The sequence below is a fragment of the Duganella sp. Root336D2 genome, from assembly GCF_001425005.1.
Classification (GTDB): domain Bacteria; phylum Pseudomonadota; class Gammaproteobacteria; order Burkholderiales; family Burkholderiaceae_D; genus Rugamonas.
Genome location: NZ_LMDB01000022.1, coordinates 355,320 through 373,262 on the forward strand (window position 1 = coordinate 355,320; position 17,943 = coordinate 373,262).

Here is a 17,943-nt window from a genome sequence, read left to right on the forward strand (position 1 = left end):
CATGGTTACCCTGTCGGCGGCGCTGCCCTTTGATCCAGCACAAAGGTGTGTGCGTTAAAATAGCGCCTTTTGTGCTTTTTGATTAGCAGAGTATGGCCGATATCAACATCACCCAAGCCCACAGCCTGGAACCTGCGCAAGCGCGCGCAGCAGCAGAACAAGTCGCACAACGTATTGCCAAGGAATTCGACCTGGCCTGCCAATGGCATGGCGATACCCTGAAATTCGGCCGCAGCGGCGTGGAAGGCACGCTGACACTGGCCGAGAGCGCCGCCCACATGAATATCAAGCTCGGCTTCCTGATGGGCGCCTTCAAGAGCGCCATCGAAGGTAAGGTTGCCGAGAAGATGCGTTCGGTATTCGCTTCGGCTTAAGCAGTCCCGGTGGGATCGCCCACCGTTTCGTTCAGTGCCACCGCAGCGCGCACCAGTTCCAGTACGGTTGCGCGCTCGAGTTGCGTTTCCCTTCGCAGTGCCAGTGGGCGTAACTCATATTTGCCGCCGCCGGTCATGCGCGGCTCAAGATGCAGCAAACGCTTGCCGCGCCAGAATCCAAATAGCACGCGTTCCTTTTCCGCGCGGATCAACAGTACTGGCCCGTTCGAAAAGTAGACCAGGTGCGTCCATTTGATGCGCCGCATTCTTCATGACTGATCCGCCTCAAGGAATCGGTGCAACACGTATGCGTCGACCAGCCCCTGTTCGCCGTGTCGGAACGCTTGCGGTAAGGTGCCGGCGATACTGAAGCCCAGCTTGCGATACAAGGCCACCGCCGGCGCATTCGTGCTGACGACGTAATTGAACTGCATCGCCAGGAAGCCTTCGCGCCGCGCCTGCGCCAGGCTGTGCTCGACCAGCGCGCGGCCAATGCCTTTACCTTGCGCCTGCGTGGCGACGGCGTAAGTCGCGCTGGCGACGTGTGCACCGTGGTCGGGATAGATTGCGCCCATCTTGTACATGCCGAGGATCCGCTCGCCCGCGCAGGCAACGTAAGCCGGGTGGCTGCTGAACCAGTGTAGCTGGAAGGTGGATTTCTCGAACCCGGCGCCGAATGGGAAGGAATCGCCGCCAGACAGCAGCGGCTGGAAGATGGCCCACATGGCATCAAGGTCGCCCGCCTCCGCGCGGCGGATCGTCGTTCCACGCGCAAGACGGTAGTGGACGTTGCCGTCATCCCCTGCTTCCCCGCGCTGCCAGCCCAGGGCCTGGTAGAGGCGATCGGCGCGGGTGCCGGCAGCGGTGGAAAGGCTTACCGCGTGCGCGCCGCTGGCGAAGAGCCAGTCGGCCGCGAGCTGCAAAAGGCGCTTGCCTGCGCCCAGCCCCTCATGCGCCGGATCGACGAACAGCGCCCAGATTGAACTGTCGTCACGCGCTGCGTAAGAGAATCCGATGACGATGCCATCGCGCTCGCACACCCAGCCCCGGCCCAGGCGCTCAAGGTAATCCTCATACATCTGTTGCGTAATGCGTGCCGGATTGGACAGCGCATTTTCGCGCACGGCCAGCCTGATTGCGCCCATGGCGGGGATATCGGCAGTCGTCGCGCGGCGGAATTGAAGTGTCATGCGTTGGCGTCGGATTATAAAAAGCGCAACTCTAGCATGCCTGCTGGAAGCGGTGGCTAGCCCGCGCGCCACCGGGCAGGCGCAGGCCGTCGTGGCGGGAAAAAATCAGGCCAGGCGCAGCGATGCCGTCCTCTTCAGCATGGTCTTGACGATGATCTTGTGCAGCGGTGCGACCGGCAGCATGTACAGGCGCCCCAGCCAGTTATGGATATGGACTACGGTGGTGACGCTGACCGCACCTTGCGGCGCTTTGCAGACGGACAGCACCACGTCCAGGTGCTTGTCCGAGTCGCCCAGCAGCACTTCGTCCGGCGACAGGTAAAGCAGGGAGAAGATGCCAACACGGTCGCCGACGCGATACCCAGTAAGCGGTTTAGCGGTGCGCAAAGCGCCCAGGTGGCCCAGGTTTTTCAGGCCGACCAGGCCGGCCAGCCGGTTACGTACTGCCATGAGCCGGTTCACCCAGCCAGGTGTCTGGCCTACAACCTGCAGATAAAGCTCCAGCGCGCAGATGTCGGCGTCCGGTGCCGCGATCTGGTAGCAGTCATGGAAATAAGCACCCGGCAGGAGCAGGCTGGCCTGGCTGCCGGCCGGCGCCGCGCCTGAAGTGACTGCACCGTGCATCACTTGCGCAGCAGCGCCCACAAGGAATAGCCGCCAACGACCGTGCCGACCGGAACATTGAACAGGGCGAAAATGCTGAAGATGATCAGCGGTGTGCGAGCGGCGCGCGATCCATTCAAGTATGCGATGGCGGAGCCGATTTGCAGCAGGCAAAGCGCAACCAGTACGCCAAAAATGATGCTGCCCGCACCCATGATGAATTCAACGACATTTGGGGCATTGCGGACGATTTCCGCCAAAGCGCGGAAGAAGACGGCCATGCATGCCAATAACAGCAAAGAGAGGAAGCCGAGGACGATGTGGACGATCGCGGCGATTTTGGAGTGGTTATCCAGCATTTGACTATTATTTATTTTGCAAATGCTGCAGTGTGCAGCGCCGCGCCGGTTTTGACAAGCGCAGCGCCGGAAGCGGGAAGATTACTTCAGGCTTTCGATCAGGTCGATGTACTGCTGCTTGGCGTCGTCCTGGCTGGTGCCGGCCAGCGCTGCCCATGCGTCGAACTTGGCGCGGTTGACGAAATCAGTCATGCCTGGACGCTCGCCGGTAGCATCGCCTGCCGAGCCTTGCTTGAACAGGGCGTAGATCTTCAGCAGCGTCATATTGTCTGGGCGTTCCGGCAGGTTCTTGGAATCGGCCATCGCTTGGTCAAACTGTTCTTGCAGGCTCATGGTTTTACCTTTGGATAGTGGGGTGTGTGAAGCGCCATCATACAAAAGAAAACTTGCCCTGCCTTAGAGTATAGGCTCCAAATTCGCTACTCCTGCGTCACCACGGTTGGCAGGGACCAGGCGCCATCGGGGGCAATCATCCGGCACATGCCAGTCGTGGATGCCGCGATGAGCTGGAATTGCTTGCCGTTCCAGCCTCTGGTTTTGAACTCCCAGCAGTCACCGCGACCACGTCCCTTGTGAAGCTCTCGGATCTTGCCTGCGGCATAGTCGGCGGCGGTGGTGGTCACCAGCACAGGCCGGAATGGCGGCTTGTCGCTGACCACCCAGTAACCGGCTCCGGCGTTGTAGGCCGCTATCCAGCAGCGCATGGATACCAGCATTTTGGTGGAGGAGAGCCGGACCGCTCTGAGCGCACTCAGCTTCTCGTCTTCAAACAGTTCTTCGCATTCATCCGGCTTCGCGCTGGCGCGCAGTGCCGCAACCAGGGGCTTGCGGCGCTGCGAGATGAAGCGGCCATCGGCATCTTCAGGAAGACCGCTGCGGCGCCTGTATCCGATACTACTCCCCATAGCTCGTTTTCCCGGAGCAGTTCGACGGCGGCATGGTCCGGCAAAGCGTCCAGTAGCGCCGCAACCTGCGCCTGCGAAAGCTCGGCCACCATCGTTTCCTTGACAAATTCCAGCGATCCCGCTGCCGTGTCGTTGATCCAGAGTTCGAGCTTGAATTTTGCCGGCAAGCGTTCCTTCGCGTCATTCATGTCAGCATGGGCGAGCATGAACTGTCCGTTGACTTGCTGGCTGGCGCCAGCTTGCCTGGTCAGAAGAACGGAGGCCGAGAGGCCGTCAATGCGGTCGCCACCGTATCCGGCTGCGCGGCAGGTGCCGGTGTTGTCGCAGGCCAGCTCCCATTCCTTGTGTGCGAAGTACAGTCCGGACGGGCTGAAAGCGATGGCGTACAGCGGCAGCAGCGCCGTGGCGAGGGCAAAAATCAGGCGCATCGATTTTCCTGTAGTTGGTGCGGTGTGCGCCGCACAATAAAAAACGGCGGTTCAAGACAAGCCATTTTTGGCCAGCCTTGAACCGCCGTTCTGGCGGTAAGCCCGAAGAATTACTTCTTCTTGGTTGGGTTCACAGCGGCTTTCAGGGTCGCGCCAGCCGAGAACTTAGGGGTCTTGGATGCAGCGATCTTGATCGCTTCGCCGGTTGCCGGGTTGCGGCCTTTGCGCGCTGCGCGCTTGGCGACGGAGAAGGTGCCGAAACCGGTGATGCCAACGGTGTCGCCCTTTTTCAGACGCTCGGTAACGATCGCGATCAGGGTGTTAATTGCTTCGTTAGCAGCTGCGCCGGACATTTCGGTACGCTTCGCAAATTCTGCAATCAGTTCGCCTTTTTTCATTACTACCTCCTTGGTTAATGGAGCGCGCAGATTAGCACATTAATTGAAAAAAGTGTGTACCGTTTTTGAAGAAGCCCATATAGTGACTGGCTCGCCACGAAATACGGGACGGATTCTGGCGAAAACCTCAGCTAGTTTAAGCTTTTTCGCCGCCCCGCCCCGGCTTGGTGCATCATTGTGCGGAGCCTTCAACTGCGGTGTTTCTGCCGGCTTGAGCGTTGAAACCGGCGTTGACACTTGCGTTGGCGGAAGCGCTTTTCGGCGACTGCTGCGGTGCGGATTGGCTGCTGCCGCCGCCATTGCCACCGCTGCTGCGGGGGGCTTTGCTGGCATTGGCGGAACTGTTCGCCGAGCTGTTTGCCGAGGCGTTTGCCTGGCGGTCGGCGCTGCGCACCAGGTTTGCACCCAAGCCGGACGAAGTGCTTCCACTGCCTGAAGCGGAACCGGATTTTCCGCCGTCCGAAGTAACGCCTGGCGCGCTGTTTGCCGCGCTGTCGGCGCTGCCGCTGACGGCGCCGGCATTGCGTGCAGCCTGGGCGCCGAGGGAATGAGCGCCTGCCGCTCCGCCTGCCAGTCCGCCAACCAGTCCATTCGCACTACCGCTGGCCGCGCCATTCGAATTGCCGCTGGCATTGCTGCCTGCTGCGCTATTCGAGGCTTGGTTGGCGGCGCCATTTGCGGCACCGTCAGCGTTGCCGCCGGCCGCGCCGGCATTGCGCGCGAGGTTGCCGGCCAGGTTGGCAGTGCCGTTCGCTGCGCCGCTGGCATCCAGGCCGCGCCGGGCAGCGTTGTTTGCCGCCGAATCGGCAGCAGCTGTGCGAGAGGCGTTGGCAGCGGCACTGCCCGCCGCATTGCCCGCGATATCCGCACCAGCACGGCCGCCGCGCATGGTACTGCCGGCGATATCGCCGGTCATTCCGCCGCGCATTGAACCCATGCCGCCACCGAAAGCACCACCGATGCCGCCGCCGATATTTCCGCCAAGCGCGCCGCCGAGAGGGCCGGCGTGGGCGATGGATGCGGCGCTGGCGGCAGCGATAAAGGCAGCGCGGATGAGGGTTGCGATGTTGGTTTTCATATCAGTTCTCCTTGGTCTGGCTGCGGGAAATCCGCCGCTTACATACAGAGAACGAACCAGGTTCGGGATTTCTTCCATTCATCCGAAAAAAAATTCAAAAAACTTTTTCAGCGGAAGGCGGAAGGGGGAGTGCGCAGGTTTTCGCCGACCACGCCGCGGCCGGTGCCGTCGCCGGCTGCGCTGGCGCCGGCTGCCAAGGCAGCCAGCGCGCTGGCCGCTTGCGCCGGGGAGGGGGAAGGCAGGCGCGGCGCCAGCAGCGCCGCCACCAGCGGCGCGGCGAAACTGGTTCCGCGCACCAGCTTGTATGGCGGAGTGCCGATAGCGGCGGCCGCCATCTGGCTGCCCGGCGCCGCAAACATCACTTGCGGACCGCGCGCAGCCTCCGGCAGCGGATGCCGTTTCGGGTCAATCCCCGTGACGCCTACCACGCCGGGGTAGCTGGCCGGATAAAGAGGAGGAGCGGCCGGGCCGTCGTTGCCCACGGCCGCCACCAACAGGTGGCCGCGTGCCACCATTGCCTGCACCACGCGGCCCAGCATCTGGTTGGGCGGGCCGACCAGGCTGATATTGATGACGCCGACCTGTTCTTTCGCCAGCCAGGCCAGCGCCTGCACGATCTGGCTTGCCGAGCCGCCGCTCGGCTGGTCGCAATAGATATCTGCGGCATACAGCTTGGCGCTCGGCGCCGCGCCCCTGAACCTTTCGGACTTGCCGATCATCAGGGCGCCAACCGCCGTGCCATGGGCAGCCGGGTGCGTCGCGCCGTCGCAGCCCCAGCGCACGATACGGGAGTTTTCGAACACCTCGTGGCGGTCATCGATGCCGCTGTCGACCAGCCCCACGCGTACGTCGCCGCCGCCAGTCTCCATCCGCGCCGCGCCAGGCGGGGACAGGGCCGATGTGCCGCCCGCCGCATCGGCACCTGTATACACATGGTTGAAATCGTAGCTGCCGCCAGGATCGGCAGCGCGCAGCATGGCCAGCGCATCCGCCGTAGCGACACCATCCGGCACCCGCAACGTCACCAGCGACTGCCCGAGCTGCGGCATATCCTGCCGGCCGGCCACCGTCATCCCGGCGGCGGCGGCGGCCGCAAGTCCGGCGCCGGATGGCGACCACGCCAGGATCTCCCTGCGCACGATCGGGAATCCGGCAGGGTCCGGCTCCAGCAGGGCTGGATGCCGCTGCAACAATTCGCGCACATTCAGCGACCGAAGCTGGTCCGGCGCCACCTTGCGCGGCAGTTCGGTGGAATCCAGCAGCTTCTCGCGCAGGCGATCGCGCAAGCCGTTGTCGCCCAGGCGTGGCGACAGGCCGCCCGGCAACTGCGGCAATCCCGGCCGGCCGATTTGCGCTGCCGCCTGTCCTGCGCCAGCCAGTAAACCGAGGGCCAGCAGCAGGCAGCGGCATGTACGCAACAGGGAATAAGTCGGGCGCAAGGTTGGCATGGTCGGATGATAATATAGGCTAACGGTATCTATTCTGTATTAACGATGGAGAGAGGGAAGAAAATCCCCGCCCCGTTCGTTATCTTCATATGATGGACAACGATAGCTCCCTGCACGAGGAAATCGCCACACTGTTGCCGCGGCTGCGGCGTTTCGCCCGTACCCTGGCCTGGCACCGCGAAGATGCCGACGACCTGGTCCAGCTCTCCGTGGAGCGCGCGATCGTGCACAGCAGCTCTTACCAGCCGGGAACCCGCCTGGATAGCTGGTTGTTCCGCATTATTAAAAATGCCTGGATTGACGAAGTGCGCTCCCGTACCCGCCGCAGCGAGCTGTTTGCGCCGGAGGAGGAGGGTGAGCACGTAGGGGACGATTATGCCGAAGCTCACCAGCAGCGGATGGCGGTGCAAAAGGCTGTCAGCCTGCTGAGCGAGGAACACCGGCTGGTGGTCGGCCTGGTGCTGGTGGAAGGCCTGCCATATAAAGAGGCAGCTGAAGTGCTGGAAATCCCGGTCGGCACCCTGACCAGCCGCCTGGCGCGCGCCCGCACGGCGTTGCAAGAAATGTTATCGGAACAAGCGAGGACGGTATGAAGAGTTTTTCCGACGAGACCTTGATGGCTTATGCCGACGGTGAACTGGATGAGGTGACCCGCCGTGCGGTGGAAGACGCCATGCGCAAGGATGCCGCGCTGGCGCGCCGCGTGGCCCAGCACAAAGCCATGCGCAACGACGTCTTTGCCGCTTTTGCCCCGGTGGCGGAGGAGGCGGTGCCGCCAAGGCTGGCGCAGCCGCTGCGCCAGGCTACGGTGGTCAGCCTGGATTCCGTGCGTGCCCGGCGCGAGGCGGAGCAGCAGGCCGCGCGCAAGGCCAGCCGCGGCCGGCGCTGGTCCTGGCCGGAATGGGGCGCGTTAGCGGCGATGCTGATGGTGGGCGTGATGGCTGGCCACTATGGCGTCGGCATGCTGCCGCTCGACCGCAGCGAAACGATCGCCAGCCGCGATGGCGTGCTGGTGGCGCAAGGCCGCCTGGCGACGGCGCTGGACCAGCAGTTGGCCGGCAGCGGCGGCCCGGTGCGCATCGGCACCAGCTTCCTGGCGCAGGATAACAGCTACTGCCGCAGCTTCACCACCGCGCAGGAAATGTCGGGCCTGGCCTGCAAGCAGGGCGGCGCATGGAAGGTGCAACTGGCGGTGCAAAGCCAGGGTAAGTCACAGCAGGGGGAATACCGGCAGGCGGCGGCGGATATGCCGACGCAGGTGTTGGATGCGATCGACCAGCGAATCGCCGGCCAGGCGCTGGACGCGAAAGCGGAGCAGGAGGCCGTGCAGCGCAAATGGCAGCGCTAGGCCTCCGCCCGGGGGCTGATTAAACGCCCAGCAGTTCCACGTCGAAGATCAGGGTGGCGTTGGGCGGAATCACGCCGCCGGCGCCGCGCGAGCCATAGCCCAGTTCAGCAGGGATGATCAGCTGGCGGGTGCCGCCTACTTTCATGCCTTGCACGCCTTCATCCCAGCCGCGGATCACCATGCCTGCGCCCAGGGCGAACTCGAACGGATCGTTACGGTCCTTGGAGGAATCGAATTTCGGGCCTTTGCTGCCGTCGTCGTTGCGCAGCCAGCCGGTGTAGTGAACAGTGACGTTCTGGCCGGCTTTGGCTTCGGCGCCATCGCCAACGTTGATGTCGTCGTATTGCAGGCCGGATGCGTTAGTGATGATAGTCATGTGGATTCCTTAGAAATGTGGGGCTTAGGCCGCGATTGTAGTGCATTCACGGCCGATACCCATTAAATGTTGTCGGCAATAACTTAATACAAGACGTTTGACCGTAAAATACTGGTTGGCTTAACCAATAAGCGAGTTTTCATGTTCCGCAGTATCCGTAGCGCAGCAGTTTCATTAGCTTTGCTGGCAGGCGTGCAGCCTGTCCAGGCAAACGTTGTCGTCGTGCTCAATTCGCGCGATGCCACGGTCCAGTTGCTGGACCAGGTAAGCTACAAGAGCCTGCAAACCTTCCCGGTGGGGAAAGAGCCCCACCACTTGATGGCCACCCCCGATAACAAGTCGCTGATCGTCGCCAGCGCCGTGGGCAACGAGCTGGTATTCCTGGATCCGGTGACCGGCCAGGTGCAGCGCCACGTCAAGGATATCCTCGACCCTTACCAGATCGGCTTTTCGCCGGACCAGAAGTGGTTCGTGGCGACTTCGCTGCGCCTGCACCGGCTTGACATCTACTCCTACAACGGCAAGGAAATGACGCTGGCCAAGCGCATTCCGCTGCCCAAGCTGCCCAGCCACGTGGCTTTCGACGCCAGGAGCAGCACCGTCTTTGTCACCCAGCAGGGCAGCGACCAGGTCAGCGCGATCGACCTGAAGACGCAGAACGTGCTGTGGACCATCCCGGTCGGCAAGCTGCCGGCGGGTATCGCCATGACGCCGGACGACAAATACCTGCTGGTCGGGATCATGGGCAGCGACTACGTCGAGGTGATCGATTGGCGCACCCGCCAGACCGTCAAGCGCATCAAGGCCGGCGCCGGCACCCACAACTTCCGCGCCCTGGGCGATGGGCGCTACACCTATGTGTCGAACCGGGTCTCCAACACCATCAATATCATCGACCAGAAGACCCTGGAAAACGTCGGCACCATCGATGTGCCCGGCGGGCCGGATTGCATGGAAATCACCGCCGACCGCAAATACATGTGGACCACGCTGCGCTGGATCAAGAAAGTGGCAGTGATCGACCTGCAGCAGAAAAAGGTCGTCAAGATGATCCCGGTCGGCCGTTCGCCGCACGGCGTCTTCTTCGCCAACTCTTCCGCGAGGATGTAATGCGCTGGCAGGCTTGCGTGCTGGGACTGGCCGCTGCGGCGGCCGGCGGCGCGTCGGCGGGCCCGCAATGCCGCGCGACCGTCTACCTGACCTTTGACACCGGCAGCCAGTCGCAGGCCGAGCTGATCGCCTCCGTCCTGGCGCGGCAAAACGTCAAGGCCACCTTCTTCCTGGCGAACGAAAAGACCGTCAAGGGCGATTACAGCCTGGACCCGTCCTGGCAAGCCTATTGGCGCGCCCGCGTAGCCGAGGGACACGCTTTCGGCAGCCACACCTTCGATCATACTTACTACGTGCGCGATGCCGCCAACGGCAAGATCACGGTCAAGCCGCAATTCGGCGCCCACGCCGGCAAGTCGCAGGACTGGACATCGCAGCAGTATTGCGAGGAGCTGCGCCGCGTCGACCAGCGCTTCCACGAACTGACCGGCAAGGCGCTGGACCCGTTCTGGCGCGCCCCCGGCGGCAAGACCAGCGCACGCACGCTGGCGGCCGGCAAATCATGCGGCTACCAGCATGCGGCATGGGCCATGCCGGCCGGCTTCTCGGGCGACGAGCTGCCGGTGGAGCGCGCCTCCAACGCGCAATTGCTGCAGCGCGCGCTGGACGGCCTGCGCGACGGCGACATCTTCGTGGCCCACATGGGCATCTGGTCGCGCAAGGACCCCTGGGCGCCGGCCAACCTGGAACCGCTGATTGAAGGCCTCAAGCAGAAAGGCTTCTGCTTCGCCACCCTGAGAGAACACCCGGATTACCGCAAATGATTCAATTTTTCCTGGACCTGCTGGGCCAAGCCCAGGGCTGGCTGTTTGAAAACGCCATCCAGCCGGCCATCTACTTCAGCGGCATGGGCGACATCACCGAAGAAGCCTTCGAGGGCACCGAATGGCTGCTGATCGGGCTGGCCGAGCTGCTGCTGATCTTCCTGGTGCTGCGCCCGCTGGAGGCGGCCATCCCGGTGCACCAGTTCAGCGACAGGCGCGCGCGCTGGAATGACTTCATCTATACCGTGCTGCAGCGTATCGGCCTGATCCCGCTGCTGCTGTTCTTCACGCTCGACCCGCTGATGGACGCCATCGCCGGCGCCCTGCACATGGAAGGCGTGCAGCCCTTCAACCTGGAAAACCTGGTCACCAATATGCACCCGCTGGCCAGCTTCGCCATCTACCTGCTGGTGCTGGACTTTGCCGATTACTGGTTCCACCGCGCCCAGCACAAATTCAACTGGTGGTGGGGCCTGCATAGCCTGCACCATAGCCAGCAGAACATGAACCTGTGGAGCGACGACCGCAACCACCTGCTGGACGACCTGCTGCGCGACATCGTGATGGCGGTGCTGGCGCTGGCCATCGGCGTGCCGCCAAGCCAGTACGTGCTCCTCGTATCGCTGTCCCGTATCGTGCAAAGCCTGCAACACGCCAATGTTCGTATACACTTCGGCCGCATCGGCGAACGGCTGCTGGTGTCGCCGCGCTACCACCGCATGCACCACGCGATTGGCATCGGCCATGAATCGAAAGGGCAGGGCACGCTGGGCGGTTGCAATTTCGCCGTGCTGTTCCCGATTTGGGACATTATTTTCCGCACTGCTAACTTCACGCCGCGCTTCGAAGCGACCGGCGTGCGCGACCAGTTGGCGGGCCGCGACTACGGCCGCGGCTTTTGGGCCCAGCAATGGCTTGGCCTGAAACGGATGTTTGAATATTTGAGAAAGAAACCGAGTTAATTAATGCGCGCAGTTATCAACGCTTACGGCAGGGCCCTGCTGTCCCAGTTCCACGGCAAGATTTTATTGCTGAGTATTGTTCCTTTCATTTTGTCAGTCGCACTGTGGGCGCTGCTGCTGGGGTTTGGCCTGCAGCCGCTGCTGGACTGGCTGCACGGCTACTACGTTGGATTCGAGGTCTACCGCGTCACCAGCGACTGGCTGCAATCGATCGGCCTGGATGGCTTGCGCAACGTCCTGGTGCCACTGTTTGCGCTGCTCCTGCTGCTGCCCTTGATGATCGTGACGGCCATGACTTTCATCGGCGTGGCAGCCATGCCCTTCGTCGTGCGCCACGTCGGCGGCCGCCATTTCCCGCAGCTGGAGAAAAAGCAGGGCGGCTCCATCCTGGGCGGCGTGCTCAAGGCCTTCGGCGCTTTCGGCATTTTCGTGGTGGCATGGCTGTGCATCCTGCCGATGTATGTCTTCCCGCCGCTGGCGGGCCTGGCTACCGTGCTGCTGTGGGGCTGGCTCACCAGCCGCGTCATGAGTTATGACGCGCTGGCCGACTACGCCAGTGCGGAAGAATTGTCCAAGCTGCAGCGCGAACACCGCTGGCAGCTGATGTCGATCGGCGTGGTGTCCGGCCTGGCGGGTTCGCTGCCGGCCCTGGTGTGGGTAGGCGGCGCCGCTGCGGCGATTGCCTTCTTCCCTATCCTGCTGGCGGCATCGATCTGGGTCTACGTCGTGATTTTCATCTTCACCGGCCTGTGGTTTGAGTATTATTGCCTGCAAGCGCTGGCGCAATTGCGCCATGCTCCATTTGAGGAAAGCCTATGCGAATCGGATTGATCATCATTGGCGACGAAATCCTGTCCGGCAAGCGGACCGACCAGCATTTCCCCAAAGTGGTGCAGCTGCTGGCGGAACGCGGCCTGCAACTGTCATGGGCGGAGTTCGTCGGCGATGACCGCGAGCGCATCACCGCCACGCTGAAACGCACTTTCGCCAGCGGCGATATCGTGTTCTCCTGCGGCGGCATCGGCGCCACGCCGGACGACCATACGCGGCAGTGCGCCGCTGCCGCGCTGGGCGTACCGCTGCTGCTGCATGAGGGCGCGAAGGACAGCATCCAGCAGCGCGTGCGCCAGGTGGCGGAAGAAAAAGGCGAAGTTGCCGACCTCGCTTCGGCGGAAAACCTGCAGCGCCTGCAGATGGCCGAATTCCCGCAAGGTGCGGCGCTTATTCCAAATCCGTATAACAACGTGGCTGGATTCGCGCACGGCACGCATTACTTCGTGCCCGGCTTCCCGGTGATGGCGTGGCCGATGATCGAATGGGTACTCGACACGCATTACGCCGACCTGTTCAATCGTGAGGCCCGTGCTGAGCAATCGGTGTTAGTGTACGAAGCAGCGGAAGCAGCACTTACTCCGCTGATGCTGGCCCTGGAAGCAGCCTGGCCGCGCATCAAGGTCTTCAGCCTGCCAAGTGTGGGCGATGCCAAGACCCGGCGCCATATCGAGCTTGGTGTGAAAGGCGATCCGCCCCAATGCGAGGCTGCATTTATCCAAATGTGCCGTGAGCTCGATGCCCTGAAAGTGGAGTACGCGAAGCCCTGAATCCACAGTGTGAAAAGGGTGTTAACTGCTCTTGCAACGGCGCTCACAAAAGGTGTGAAGCGCCGTTGTTTTTTTGCGAAACTGATACGCGAAGTTTAAATATTTTGCGAGTTGCCCCGTGCAGTGCGCGCCGATGTGGTGCAATGGTAATCAAGCAGAAATACTCTGCGTGTACTGTCCGGTTTGAACACTATGTTAAGCAATCGTCGTTTTCGCCGGCCCCGAGTTGTCGTCCGAGCGGTGCGCAAGATGCGCGCCGGTGCGGCAGCGATTGGATACGGCGGCAACAGGCGGCGTTTGCGCTCGGTACCTATGCCTTCCCAACAAGATCACGAATCAAGCTCCTTCGAACCACACGAACCAACCGAGACAGCACCACCGCCTCCATCCGAACCCAAAAAGGGTTCACGTCTGCGCAATGCGTTCATTGTGCTGGTACTGGTGCTGCTGACGGTGGCCGGCGTCTGGGGCTATCACGAGACCCGCACCTCGACGATGCAGGCGAAGGTGTTCACCGACCTGGTCGGCAAGCTGACCTACAAGGTGGAGCCGGGGCCGAGCAAGTCGATCCGCTTTCCGCACGACAGCCCATACGATGAGCGCCTTGGCTACGCCAACCTGCCGGACTACCTGGACAAGCTGAAAGCACGCGACTACGAGGTCACCTCGCAGGCCCGCTTCTCGCCGAAAATGGTGGAGCTGAGCGACATGGGCGTGTTCGCGACTTATCATGAAAAAACCCGTACCGGCCTGTCGATTCTCGATTGCCGCGAGCAGCCGCTGTTCACCGCCAGCTATCCGGAGCGTATTTACGGCAGCTTCGAGCAGGCGCCGAACGCGCTGGTGCAAAGCCTGCTGTTCATCGAGAACCGCGAACTGCTGGACAACAAGTATCCGAAGCGCAATCCGGCTGTTGAATGGGACCGGCTGTCCAAGGCCATCCTGGAAAAGTCGATGAGCGCCGTGGGCGCCGGCGGCCACCGCGCTGCGGGCGGCTCGACGCTGGCGACCCAGATCGAGAAATACCGCCATTCACCGGAAGGGCGCACCGGTTCGATGAAGGACAAGCTGCAGCAAATGGTGTCGGCTTCGCTGCGCGCCTACCAGCAGGGCGAAGATACCACCAAGGTACGGCGCCAGATTGTGCTCGACTACCTCAATACGGTACCGCTGTCGGCCAAGCCCGGCTACGGTGAAGTGAACGGCGTGGGCGACGGCATGTGGGTCTGGTACGGCCGCGAATTCGATGAAGTGTCGCGCCTGTTGGGCGGCAAGATGGACCAGCCGGGCAGCCCGCTGGCCTTCAAGGAAGCGCTGTCGCTGCTGATTGCACAGCGCCGCCCGAGCTACTACCTGGGCGAAGGCGATGAGGACCTGGAAGTACTGGCCAACAGCCACCTGCGCCTGCTGGCGAGCGCCGGCATCATCACGGCGCAGCTGCGCGACGCTGCGCTGAAGGAGAAGCTGCATCCGGCCAAGGGCAGCGGCGTGCAGGCGGCGCCGCCGATGACGTATGTGACCAAGAAAGCCTCGAACGCGGTGCGCGTGCACTTGGCCAACCTGCTGGGCGACAACCGCATGTACAACCTGGACCGCCTCGACCTGTCGGTGAACACCACGCTCGATGCTGAGACCCAGAAGACCGTGACCGCCATGCTGCGCCAATTGCGCGAGCCGGAAACCGCGGTGCAGGCCGGCCTGACCGGCAAGGGCATGCTGGGCAACGGCGACCCGGCCAATGTGGTGTACAGCTTCACGCTGCTGGAGCGCGGCGAGCACGCCAACTACCTGCGCGTGCAGACCGACAACTACGACCAGCCGCTGGACATCAACGAAGGCGCCAAGCTGGACCTGGGTTCCACCGCCAAGCTGCGCACCCTGGTGACGTACATGGACATCGTCGACCAGCTGCACAAGAAGTATGGCCAGATGGACGCGGCGCAACTGAAGAAGGTCAACGTCGACCAGCGCGACCGCCTGACCACCTGGGGCATCGAATACCTGGCCATGACGCCGATGGACAAGCGCGACTTGCCGGCCATGCTGCAGGCGGCGCTGGAGCGCAAGTATTCGGCCAATCCGGGGGAAGGTTTCTTTACCGGCGGCGGCCTGCATTACTTCGGCAACTTCAGCAAGGATGACGACTTCAAGATCATGACGGTGCGCGAGGCGCTGCGCCGTTCCACCAACCTGGTGTTCGTGCGCCTGATGCGCGATGTGGTCAAGTATTACTCCTTCCAGATGCCGGGTTCCTCGCAGACCCTGCTGACCGACTCCGACGATCCGCGCCGCGCGGCCTACCTGGCGCGCTTCGCCGACAAGGAAGGCAAGGAATTCCTGTACCGCTTCTACGCCAAGTACAAAGGCAAGAAGACTTCGGAGCTGGACGCGATCCTGCTCGATACGATCCGCCCGACGCCGGTGCGCCTGGCGAATATCCACCGCACCGTGTATCCGAATGCGACGCTGGCGGAATTCGACAAGTTCGTGAACGACAACCTGAAGGTGCAGAACGATGTGCCGGAAGAGCGCCTGGCCAAGATGTACGAGCAGTACGCGATGGACAAGTGGAGCCTGGCCGACCGCGGCTACCTGGCTGCCGTGCACCCGCTGGAACTCTGGCTGGTGGCCTACCTGCACCAGAATGAAGGCGCTTCGCTGTCCGACGTGGTTGCCGCCAGCGAGAAGGAGCGCCAGGAGGTCTACCAGTGGCTGTTCAAGACCCATCACAAATACGCGCAGGACAAGCGCATTGCCGGCCTGCTGGAAATGGAGTCCTTCATGGGCATCCATCGCCAGTGGAAGAAGATGGGTTATCCGTTCGATTCGCTGGTGCCGTCGTATGCGACCACGCTGGGTGCTTCGGCCGACCGTCCTGCCGCGCTGGCCGAGATGATGGGCATTATCATCAACGGCGGCGTGCGCAAGACAACGCAGCGCATCGAGTCGCTGCATTTTGCGAAAGGTACGCCGTACGAAACCACGGTTGCGCGCAACAAGTCGTCTACCAATGAGCAGGTGCTGACGCCGGAAGTGGCGCGCGCGGTGGCGGATGCGATCCGCGAAGTGGTGTCGGACGGTACGGCGCGGCGCGTGAAGGCGGCGTTCGTGGGCTCGGATGGGCAGATCATTCCGGTGGGCGGCAAGACCGGTACCGGCGACCAGCGTTTTGACGTGTATGCGGCGGGCGGGCGCCTGATCGAATCGCGTTATGTGAACCGTTCGGCGACCTTTGTGTTCAATATCGGCGAGCGCTTCTTCGGCTCGATGACGGCTTATGTCCATGGGCCGGAGTCGAAAAACTACGACTTCACTTCGGCGCTGCCGGTGCAGCTGCTGACGGTGCTGGCACCTTCGCTGATGCCGCTGATCGAACCGAATGCGCAGAAGGCGGCGCCGGTTGTGACGGCGATGGCGGCAAGCAATGCGCCGGGCGGAGTGCAGCCGGTGGCTACGGCTGCCTTGGCGGCTGCCACTGCGGCCGCATTTCCTGCCGCACCGCTGCGCGCCTGCGGCGCCCGCTAAACCCGGTAAGCCCGGGTCAGACCCAAGGGTCTGACCCTGCCGAAAGTCAAAAACCTCAAACCCTGCCTGCGGCGGATGCGCCGCACGGGTCAGACCCTTGGGTCTGACCCAGGTTTACCGGTTTACAATGCGCGCATGAAACTCATCACCAAGTTCACCCGCATCAGCCTGCGCGACCTGCTGGTCTCGTTCGCCCCCACCGTCCTGCTGATCGCCGGCGCCTGTGCGCTGGCCTACTGGATCATCGACCCCACCCCGCCGCGCGTGGTCAAGCTCGCCACCGGCCAGGAAAACAGCGCCTACGAAAACATCGGCAAGCGCTACGCGCAAGCGATGGCCAAGCACGGCATCAAAGTCGTCCTGCAGCCAAGCCAGGGCTCGCAGGAAAACCTGCAACGCCTGAATAAAGGCGAAACCGACATCGCCTTCGTGCAAAGCGGATCCACCAACGAAGCCGAAGCCGAGCGCACCGGCCTGGTCTCGCTGGGCAGCCTGTTCACCGAGCCGCTGTGGCTCTTCATGCGCGACAGGAAAGCCGTCACCAGCCTGACCCACCTGAAAGGCATGAAGGTCAACCTCGGTCCCGAGGGCAGCGGCGTGCCGCGCCTGTTCCGCCAGGTATTGCAGATCAACGGCCTGCACGTCGGCGACATCAACGCCAGCGACCTGGAAAACACCCCCGCCACGGTGGAATTGCTGGAAGGCCGCATCGACGCCCTGGTGTTCGCCGCCGCCCCCGACGACCCGCTGATCCAGATGCTGCTGATGACGCCCGGGATCAAGCTGTTCAACTTCACCCAGGCCGAAGCCTATGCACGCCGCCTGCCGTACCTGACCCACGTCACCCTGCCGCGCGGGATCGTCGACTTGGGGCGCGACCTGCCGGCCCGCGACTACCACCTGATCGCGCCGACGGCGACCCTGGTGGCGCGCGAAGACTTGCATCCGGCCCTGGTCGACCTGTTCGTGCAGGCCGCCAGCAGCATCCACAGCGGGGCGGGCTGGTTCCAGCAGCAGGGCCAGTTCCCTTCGCCGCGCTATACCGAGATTCCGGTCGCGCATGAAGCGGCCAAGTTCTACAAGGACGGGCCGCCTTTCCTGCAACGCTATATGACCTTCTGGCTGGCCAACCTGTTCGACCGCCTGTGGGTGGTGCTGCTGGCCACCGGTGCCCTGATCCTGCCGCTGTCGAAAGTGGTGCCGCCGTTGTACGTGTGGCGCATCCGCTCGCGCGTCTACCGCTGGTACGGCCAGCTGCGCTCGGTGGAGCAGGGCGTCGATGAAGGCAAGCCGCGCGAAGAACTGCTGCACCGCCTGGACCAGATCGAAGAGCGGGTCAATCGCCTGACCGTGCCGCTGTCCTTTGCCGATGAGTTCTACGGCCTGCGCAACCACATCGAGTTTGTGCGCCAGAAGCTACGTACAAACACGTAAAACAACTTGAAAGTGTTGTATCCGCGAGAACCTGAATTGA

21 protein-coding genes are annotated in these 17,943 nt (G+C 62.7%); 10 read left to right on the forward strand and 11 right to left on the reverse strand.

Annotated features, from left to right (window positions below; genetic code table 11):
* Positions 1-92: 92 nt before the first annotated feature.
* Complete coding sequence (locus ASD07_RS17415) at positions 93-374, forward strand: polyhydroxyalkanoic acid system family protein (RefSeq protein ID WP_055933084.1); 282 nt, start codon at positions 93-95, stop codon at positions 372-374.
* On the opposite strand, the gene ASD07_RS17420 is transcribed toward ASD07_RS17415, so the two are convergent.
* From ASD07_RS17420 to ASD07_RS17470, 10 genes are all read right to left on the reverse strand, one after another.
* A complete protein-coding gene (locus ASD07_RS17420) occupies positions 371-640 on the reverse strand; it encodes a hypothetical protein (RefSeq protein ID WP_055933088.1) in 270 nt (89 codons plus the stop codon). The genes ASD07_RS17415 and ASD07_RS17420 overlap by 4 nt on opposite strands.
* Before the next feature lie 3 nt (positions 641-643).
* Positions 644-1,564, reverse strand: a complete 921-nt coding sequence (locus ASD07_RS32220; RefSeq protein ID WP_307144595.1) for a GNAT family N-acetyltransferase — start codon at positions 1,562-1,564, stop codon at positions 644-646.
* 105 nt (positions 1,565-1,669) lie between these two features.
* Positions 1,670-2,188 (reverse strand): DUF2867 domain-containing protein, encoded by a 519-nt coding sequence (locus ASD07_RS17435; protein WP_055933092.1) that lies wholly within the window; start codon positions 2,186-2,188, stop codon positions 1,670-1,672.
* Entirely contained in the window at positions 2,188-2,526 is a 339-nt protein-coding gene (locus ASD07_RS17440) for a hypothetical protein (protein ID WP_055933095.1), read from the reverse strand. Before ASD07_RS17440 ends, ASD07_RS17435 begins: the two co-directional genes overlap by 1 nt.
* An 81-nt stretch (positions 2,527-2,607) precedes the next feature.
* Complete coding sequence (locus ASD07_RS17445; RefSeq protein WP_028100729.1) at positions 2,608-2,859, reverse strand: acyl-CoA-binding protein; 252 nt, start codon at positions 2,857-2,859, stop codon at positions 2,608-2,610.
* Positions 2,860-2,945: 86 nt separating this feature from the next.
* Positions 2,946-3,368 (reverse strand): DUF1176 domain-containing protein, encoded by a 423-nt coding sequence (locus ASD07_RS32090; protein ID WP_255357016.1) that lies wholly within the window; start codon positions 3,366-3,368, stop codon positions 2,946-2,948.
* Complete coding sequence (locus ASD07_RS32095; RefSeq protein ID WP_055933101.1) at positions 3,278-3,859, reverse strand: DUF1176 domain-containing protein; 582 nt, start codon at positions 3,857-3,859, stop codon at positions 3,278-3,280. The genes ASD07_RS32090 and ASD07_RS32095 overlap by 91 nt, the downstream gene beginning before the upstream one ends.
* A 110-nt stretch (positions 3,860-3,969) precedes the next feature.
* Positions 3,970-4,257, reverse strand: coding sequence for an HU family DNA-binding protein (locus ASD07_RS17460; protein WP_028100727.1), 288 nt, complete (start codon positions 4,255-4,257; stop codon positions 3,970-3,972).
* A 172-nt stretch (positions 4,258-4,429) separates the two neighbouring features.
* Complete coding sequence (locus tag ASD07_RS17465) at positions 4,430-5,335, reverse strand: hypothetical protein (RefSeq protein WP_055933105.1); 906 nt, start codon at positions 5,333-5,335, stop codon at positions 4,430-4,432.
* Between the two features lie 107 nt (positions 5,336-5,442).
* Positions 5,443-6,783, reverse strand: a complete 1,341-nt coding sequence (locus ASD07_RS17470; protein WP_055933108.1) for a S8 family serine peptidase — start codon at positions 6,781-6,783, stop codon at positions 5,443-5,445.
* 89 nt (positions 6,784-6,872) lie between these two features.
* Between ASD07_RS17470 and ASD07_RS17475 the strand changes: the two genes are divergently transcribed.
* Positions 6,873-7,376, forward strand: a complete 504-nt coding sequence (locus ASD07_RS17475; protein ID WP_082507390.1) for an RNA polymerase sigma factor — start codon at positions 6,873-6,875, stop codon at positions 7,374-7,376.
* The gene (locus ASD07_RS17480) at positions 7,373-8,131 is read left to right on the forward strand and encodes an anti-sigma factor (RefSeq protein WP_055933111.1); all 759 of its coding nucleotides are present in this window, start codon (positions 7,373-7,375) and stop codon (positions 8,129-8,131) included. The genes ASD07_RS17475 and ASD07_RS17480 overlap by 4 nt, the downstream gene beginning before the upstream one ends.
* Before the next feature lie 19 nt (positions 8,132-8,150).
* On the opposite strand, the gene ASD07_RS17485 is transcribed toward ASD07_RS17480, so the two are convergent.
* Positions 8,151-8,507, reverse strand: a complete 357-nt coding sequence (locus ASD07_RS17485; protein WP_055933114.1) for an FKBP-type peptidyl-prolyl cis-trans isomerase — start codon at positions 8,505-8,507, stop codon at positions 8,151-8,153.
* A 141-nt stretch (positions 8,508-8,648) separates the two neighbouring features.
* Here ASD07_RS17485 and ASD07_RS17490 point away from each other — a divergent pair, with 141 nt between their 5' ends.
* From ASD07_RS17490 to ASD07_RS17520, 7 genes are all read left to right on the forward strand, one after another.
* Positions 8,649-9,617: a cytochrome D1 domain-containing protein gene (locus ASD07_RS17490; protein ID WP_055933117.1), complete on the forward strand. Its 969-nt coding sequence runs from the start codon at positions 8,649-8,651 to the stop codon at positions 9,615-9,617.
* The gene (locus tag ASD07_RS17495; protein WP_055933120.1) at positions 9,617-10,381 is read left to right on the forward strand and encodes a polysaccharide deacetylase family protein; all 765 of its coding nucleotides are present in this window, start codon (positions 9,617-9,619) and stop codon (positions 10,379-10,381) included. Before ASD07_RS17490 ends, ASD07_RS17495 begins: the two co-directional genes overlap by 1 nt.
* Positions 10,378-11,343, forward strand: coding sequence for a sterol desaturase family protein (locus ASD07_RS17500; protein WP_055933123.1), 966 nt, complete (start codon positions 10,378-10,380; stop codon positions 11,341-11,343). The genes ASD07_RS17495 and ASD07_RS17500 overlap by 4 nt, the downstream gene beginning before the upstream one ends.
* Positions 11,344-11,346: 3 nt before the next feature.
* Entirely contained in the window at positions 11,347-12,174 is an 828-nt protein-coding gene (locus ASD07_RS17505; RefSeq protein ID WP_055933126.1) for an EI24 domain-containing protein, read from the forward strand.
* A complete protein-coding gene (locus ASD07_RS17510) occupies positions 12,159-12,944 on the forward strand; it encodes a molybdopterin-binding protein (RefSeq protein WP_055933129.1) in 786 nt (261 codons plus the stop codon). Before ASD07_RS17505 ends, ASD07_RS17510 begins: the two co-directional genes overlap by 16 nt.
* Positions 12,945-13,373: 429 nt before the next feature.
* Complete coding sequence (locus ASD07_RS17515; RefSeq protein WP_373922084.1) at positions 13,374-16,469, forward strand: transglycosylase domain-containing protein; 3,096 nt, start codon at positions 13,374-13,376, stop codon at positions 16,467-16,469.
* A 135-nt stretch (positions 16,470-16,604) separates the two neighbouring features.
* On the forward strand, positions 16,605-17,903 hold the full coding sequence (locus ASD07_RS17520) for a TAXI family TRAP transporter solute-binding subunit (protein WP_055933131.1): 1,299 nt from the start codon (positions 16,605-16,607) through the stop codon (positions 17,901-17,903).
* The last annotated feature ends 40 nt before the right edge of the window (positions 17,904-17,943 follow it).

Excerpts from the sequence above, each read along its gene's own strand:
- ASD07_RS17485 (WP_055933114.1), bottom strand. The coding sequence starts at position 8,507 with ATGACTATCATCACTAACGCATCCGGCCTGCAATACGACGACATCAAC.
- ASD07_RS32220 (WP_307144595.1), bottom strand. The coding sequence starts at position 1,564 with ATGACACTTCAATTCCGCCGCGCGACGACTGCCGATATCCCCGCCATG.
- ASD07_RS17460 (WP_028100727.1), bottom strand. The coding sequence starts at position 4,257 with ATGAAAAAAGGCGAACTGATTGCAGAATTTGCGAAGCGTACCGAAATG.
- ASD07_RS17520 (WP_055933131.1), top strand. The coding sequence starts at position 16,605 with ATGAAACTCATCACCAAGTTCACCCGCATCAGCCTGCGCGACCTGCTG.
- ASD07_RS17510 (WP_055933129.1), top strand. The coding sequence starts at position 12,159 with ATGCGAATCGGATTGATCATCATTGGCGACGAAATCCTGTCCGGCAAG.
- ASD07_RS17475 (WP_082507390.1), top strand. The coding sequence starts at position 6,873 with ATGATGGACAACGATAGCTCCCTGCACGAGGAAATCGCCACACTGTTG.
- ASD07_RS17505 (WP_055933126.1), top strand. The coding sequence starts at position 11,347 with ATGCGCGCAGTTATCAACGCTTACGGCAGGGCCCTGCTGTCCCAGTTC.
- ASD07_RS17420 (WP_055933088.1), bottom strand. The coding sequence starts at position 640 with ATGCGGCGCATCAAATGGACGCACCTGGTCTACTTTTCGAACGGGCCA.
- ASD07_RS17465 (WP_055933105.1), bottom strand. The coding sequence starts at position 5,335 with ATGAAAACCAACATCGCAACCCTCATCCGCGCTGCCTTTATCGCTGCC.
- ASD07_RS17440 (WP_055933095.1), bottom strand. The coding sequence starts at position 2,526 with ATGCTGGATAACCACTCCAAAATCGCCGCGATCGTCCACATCGTCCTC.
- ASD07_RS17415 (WP_055933084.1), top strand. The coding sequence starts at position 93 with ATGGCCGATATCAACATCACCCAAGCCCACAGCCTGGAACCTGCGCAA.
- ASD07_RS17490 (WP_055933117.1), top strand. The coding sequence starts at position 8,649 with ATGTTCCGCAGTATCCGTAGCGCAGCAGTTTCATTAGCTTTGCTGGCA.
- ASD07_RS32095 (WP_055933101.1), bottom strand. The coding sequence starts at position 3,859 with ATGCGCCTGATTTTTGCCCTCGCCACGGCGCTGCTGCCGCTGTACGCC.
- ASD07_RS17435 (WP_055933092.1), bottom strand. The coding sequence starts at position 2,188 with ATGCACGGTGCAGTCACTTCAGGCGCGGCGCCGGCCGGCAGCCAGGCC.
- ASD07_RS17495 (WP_055933120.1), top strand. The coding sequence starts at position 9,617 with ATGCGCTGGCAGGCTTGCGTGCTGGGACTGGCCGCTGCGGCGGCCGGC.
- ASD07_RS17480 (WP_055933111.1), top strand. The coding sequence starts at position 7,373 with ATGAAGAGTTTTTCCGACGAGACCTTGATGGCTTATGCCGACGGTGAA.
- ASD07_RS17500 (WP_055933123.1), top strand. The coding sequence starts at position 10,378 with ATGATTCAATTTTTCCTGGACCTGCTGGGCCAAGCCCAGGGCTGGCTG.
- ASD07_RS17470 (WP_055933108.1), bottom strand. The coding sequence starts at position 6,783 with ATGCCAACCTTGCGCCCGACTTATTCCCTGTTGCGTACATGCCGCTGC.
- ASD07_RS17445 (WP_028100729.1), bottom strand. The coding sequence starts at position 2,859 with ATGAGCCTGCAAGAACAGTTTGACCAAGCGATGGCCGATTCCAAGAAC.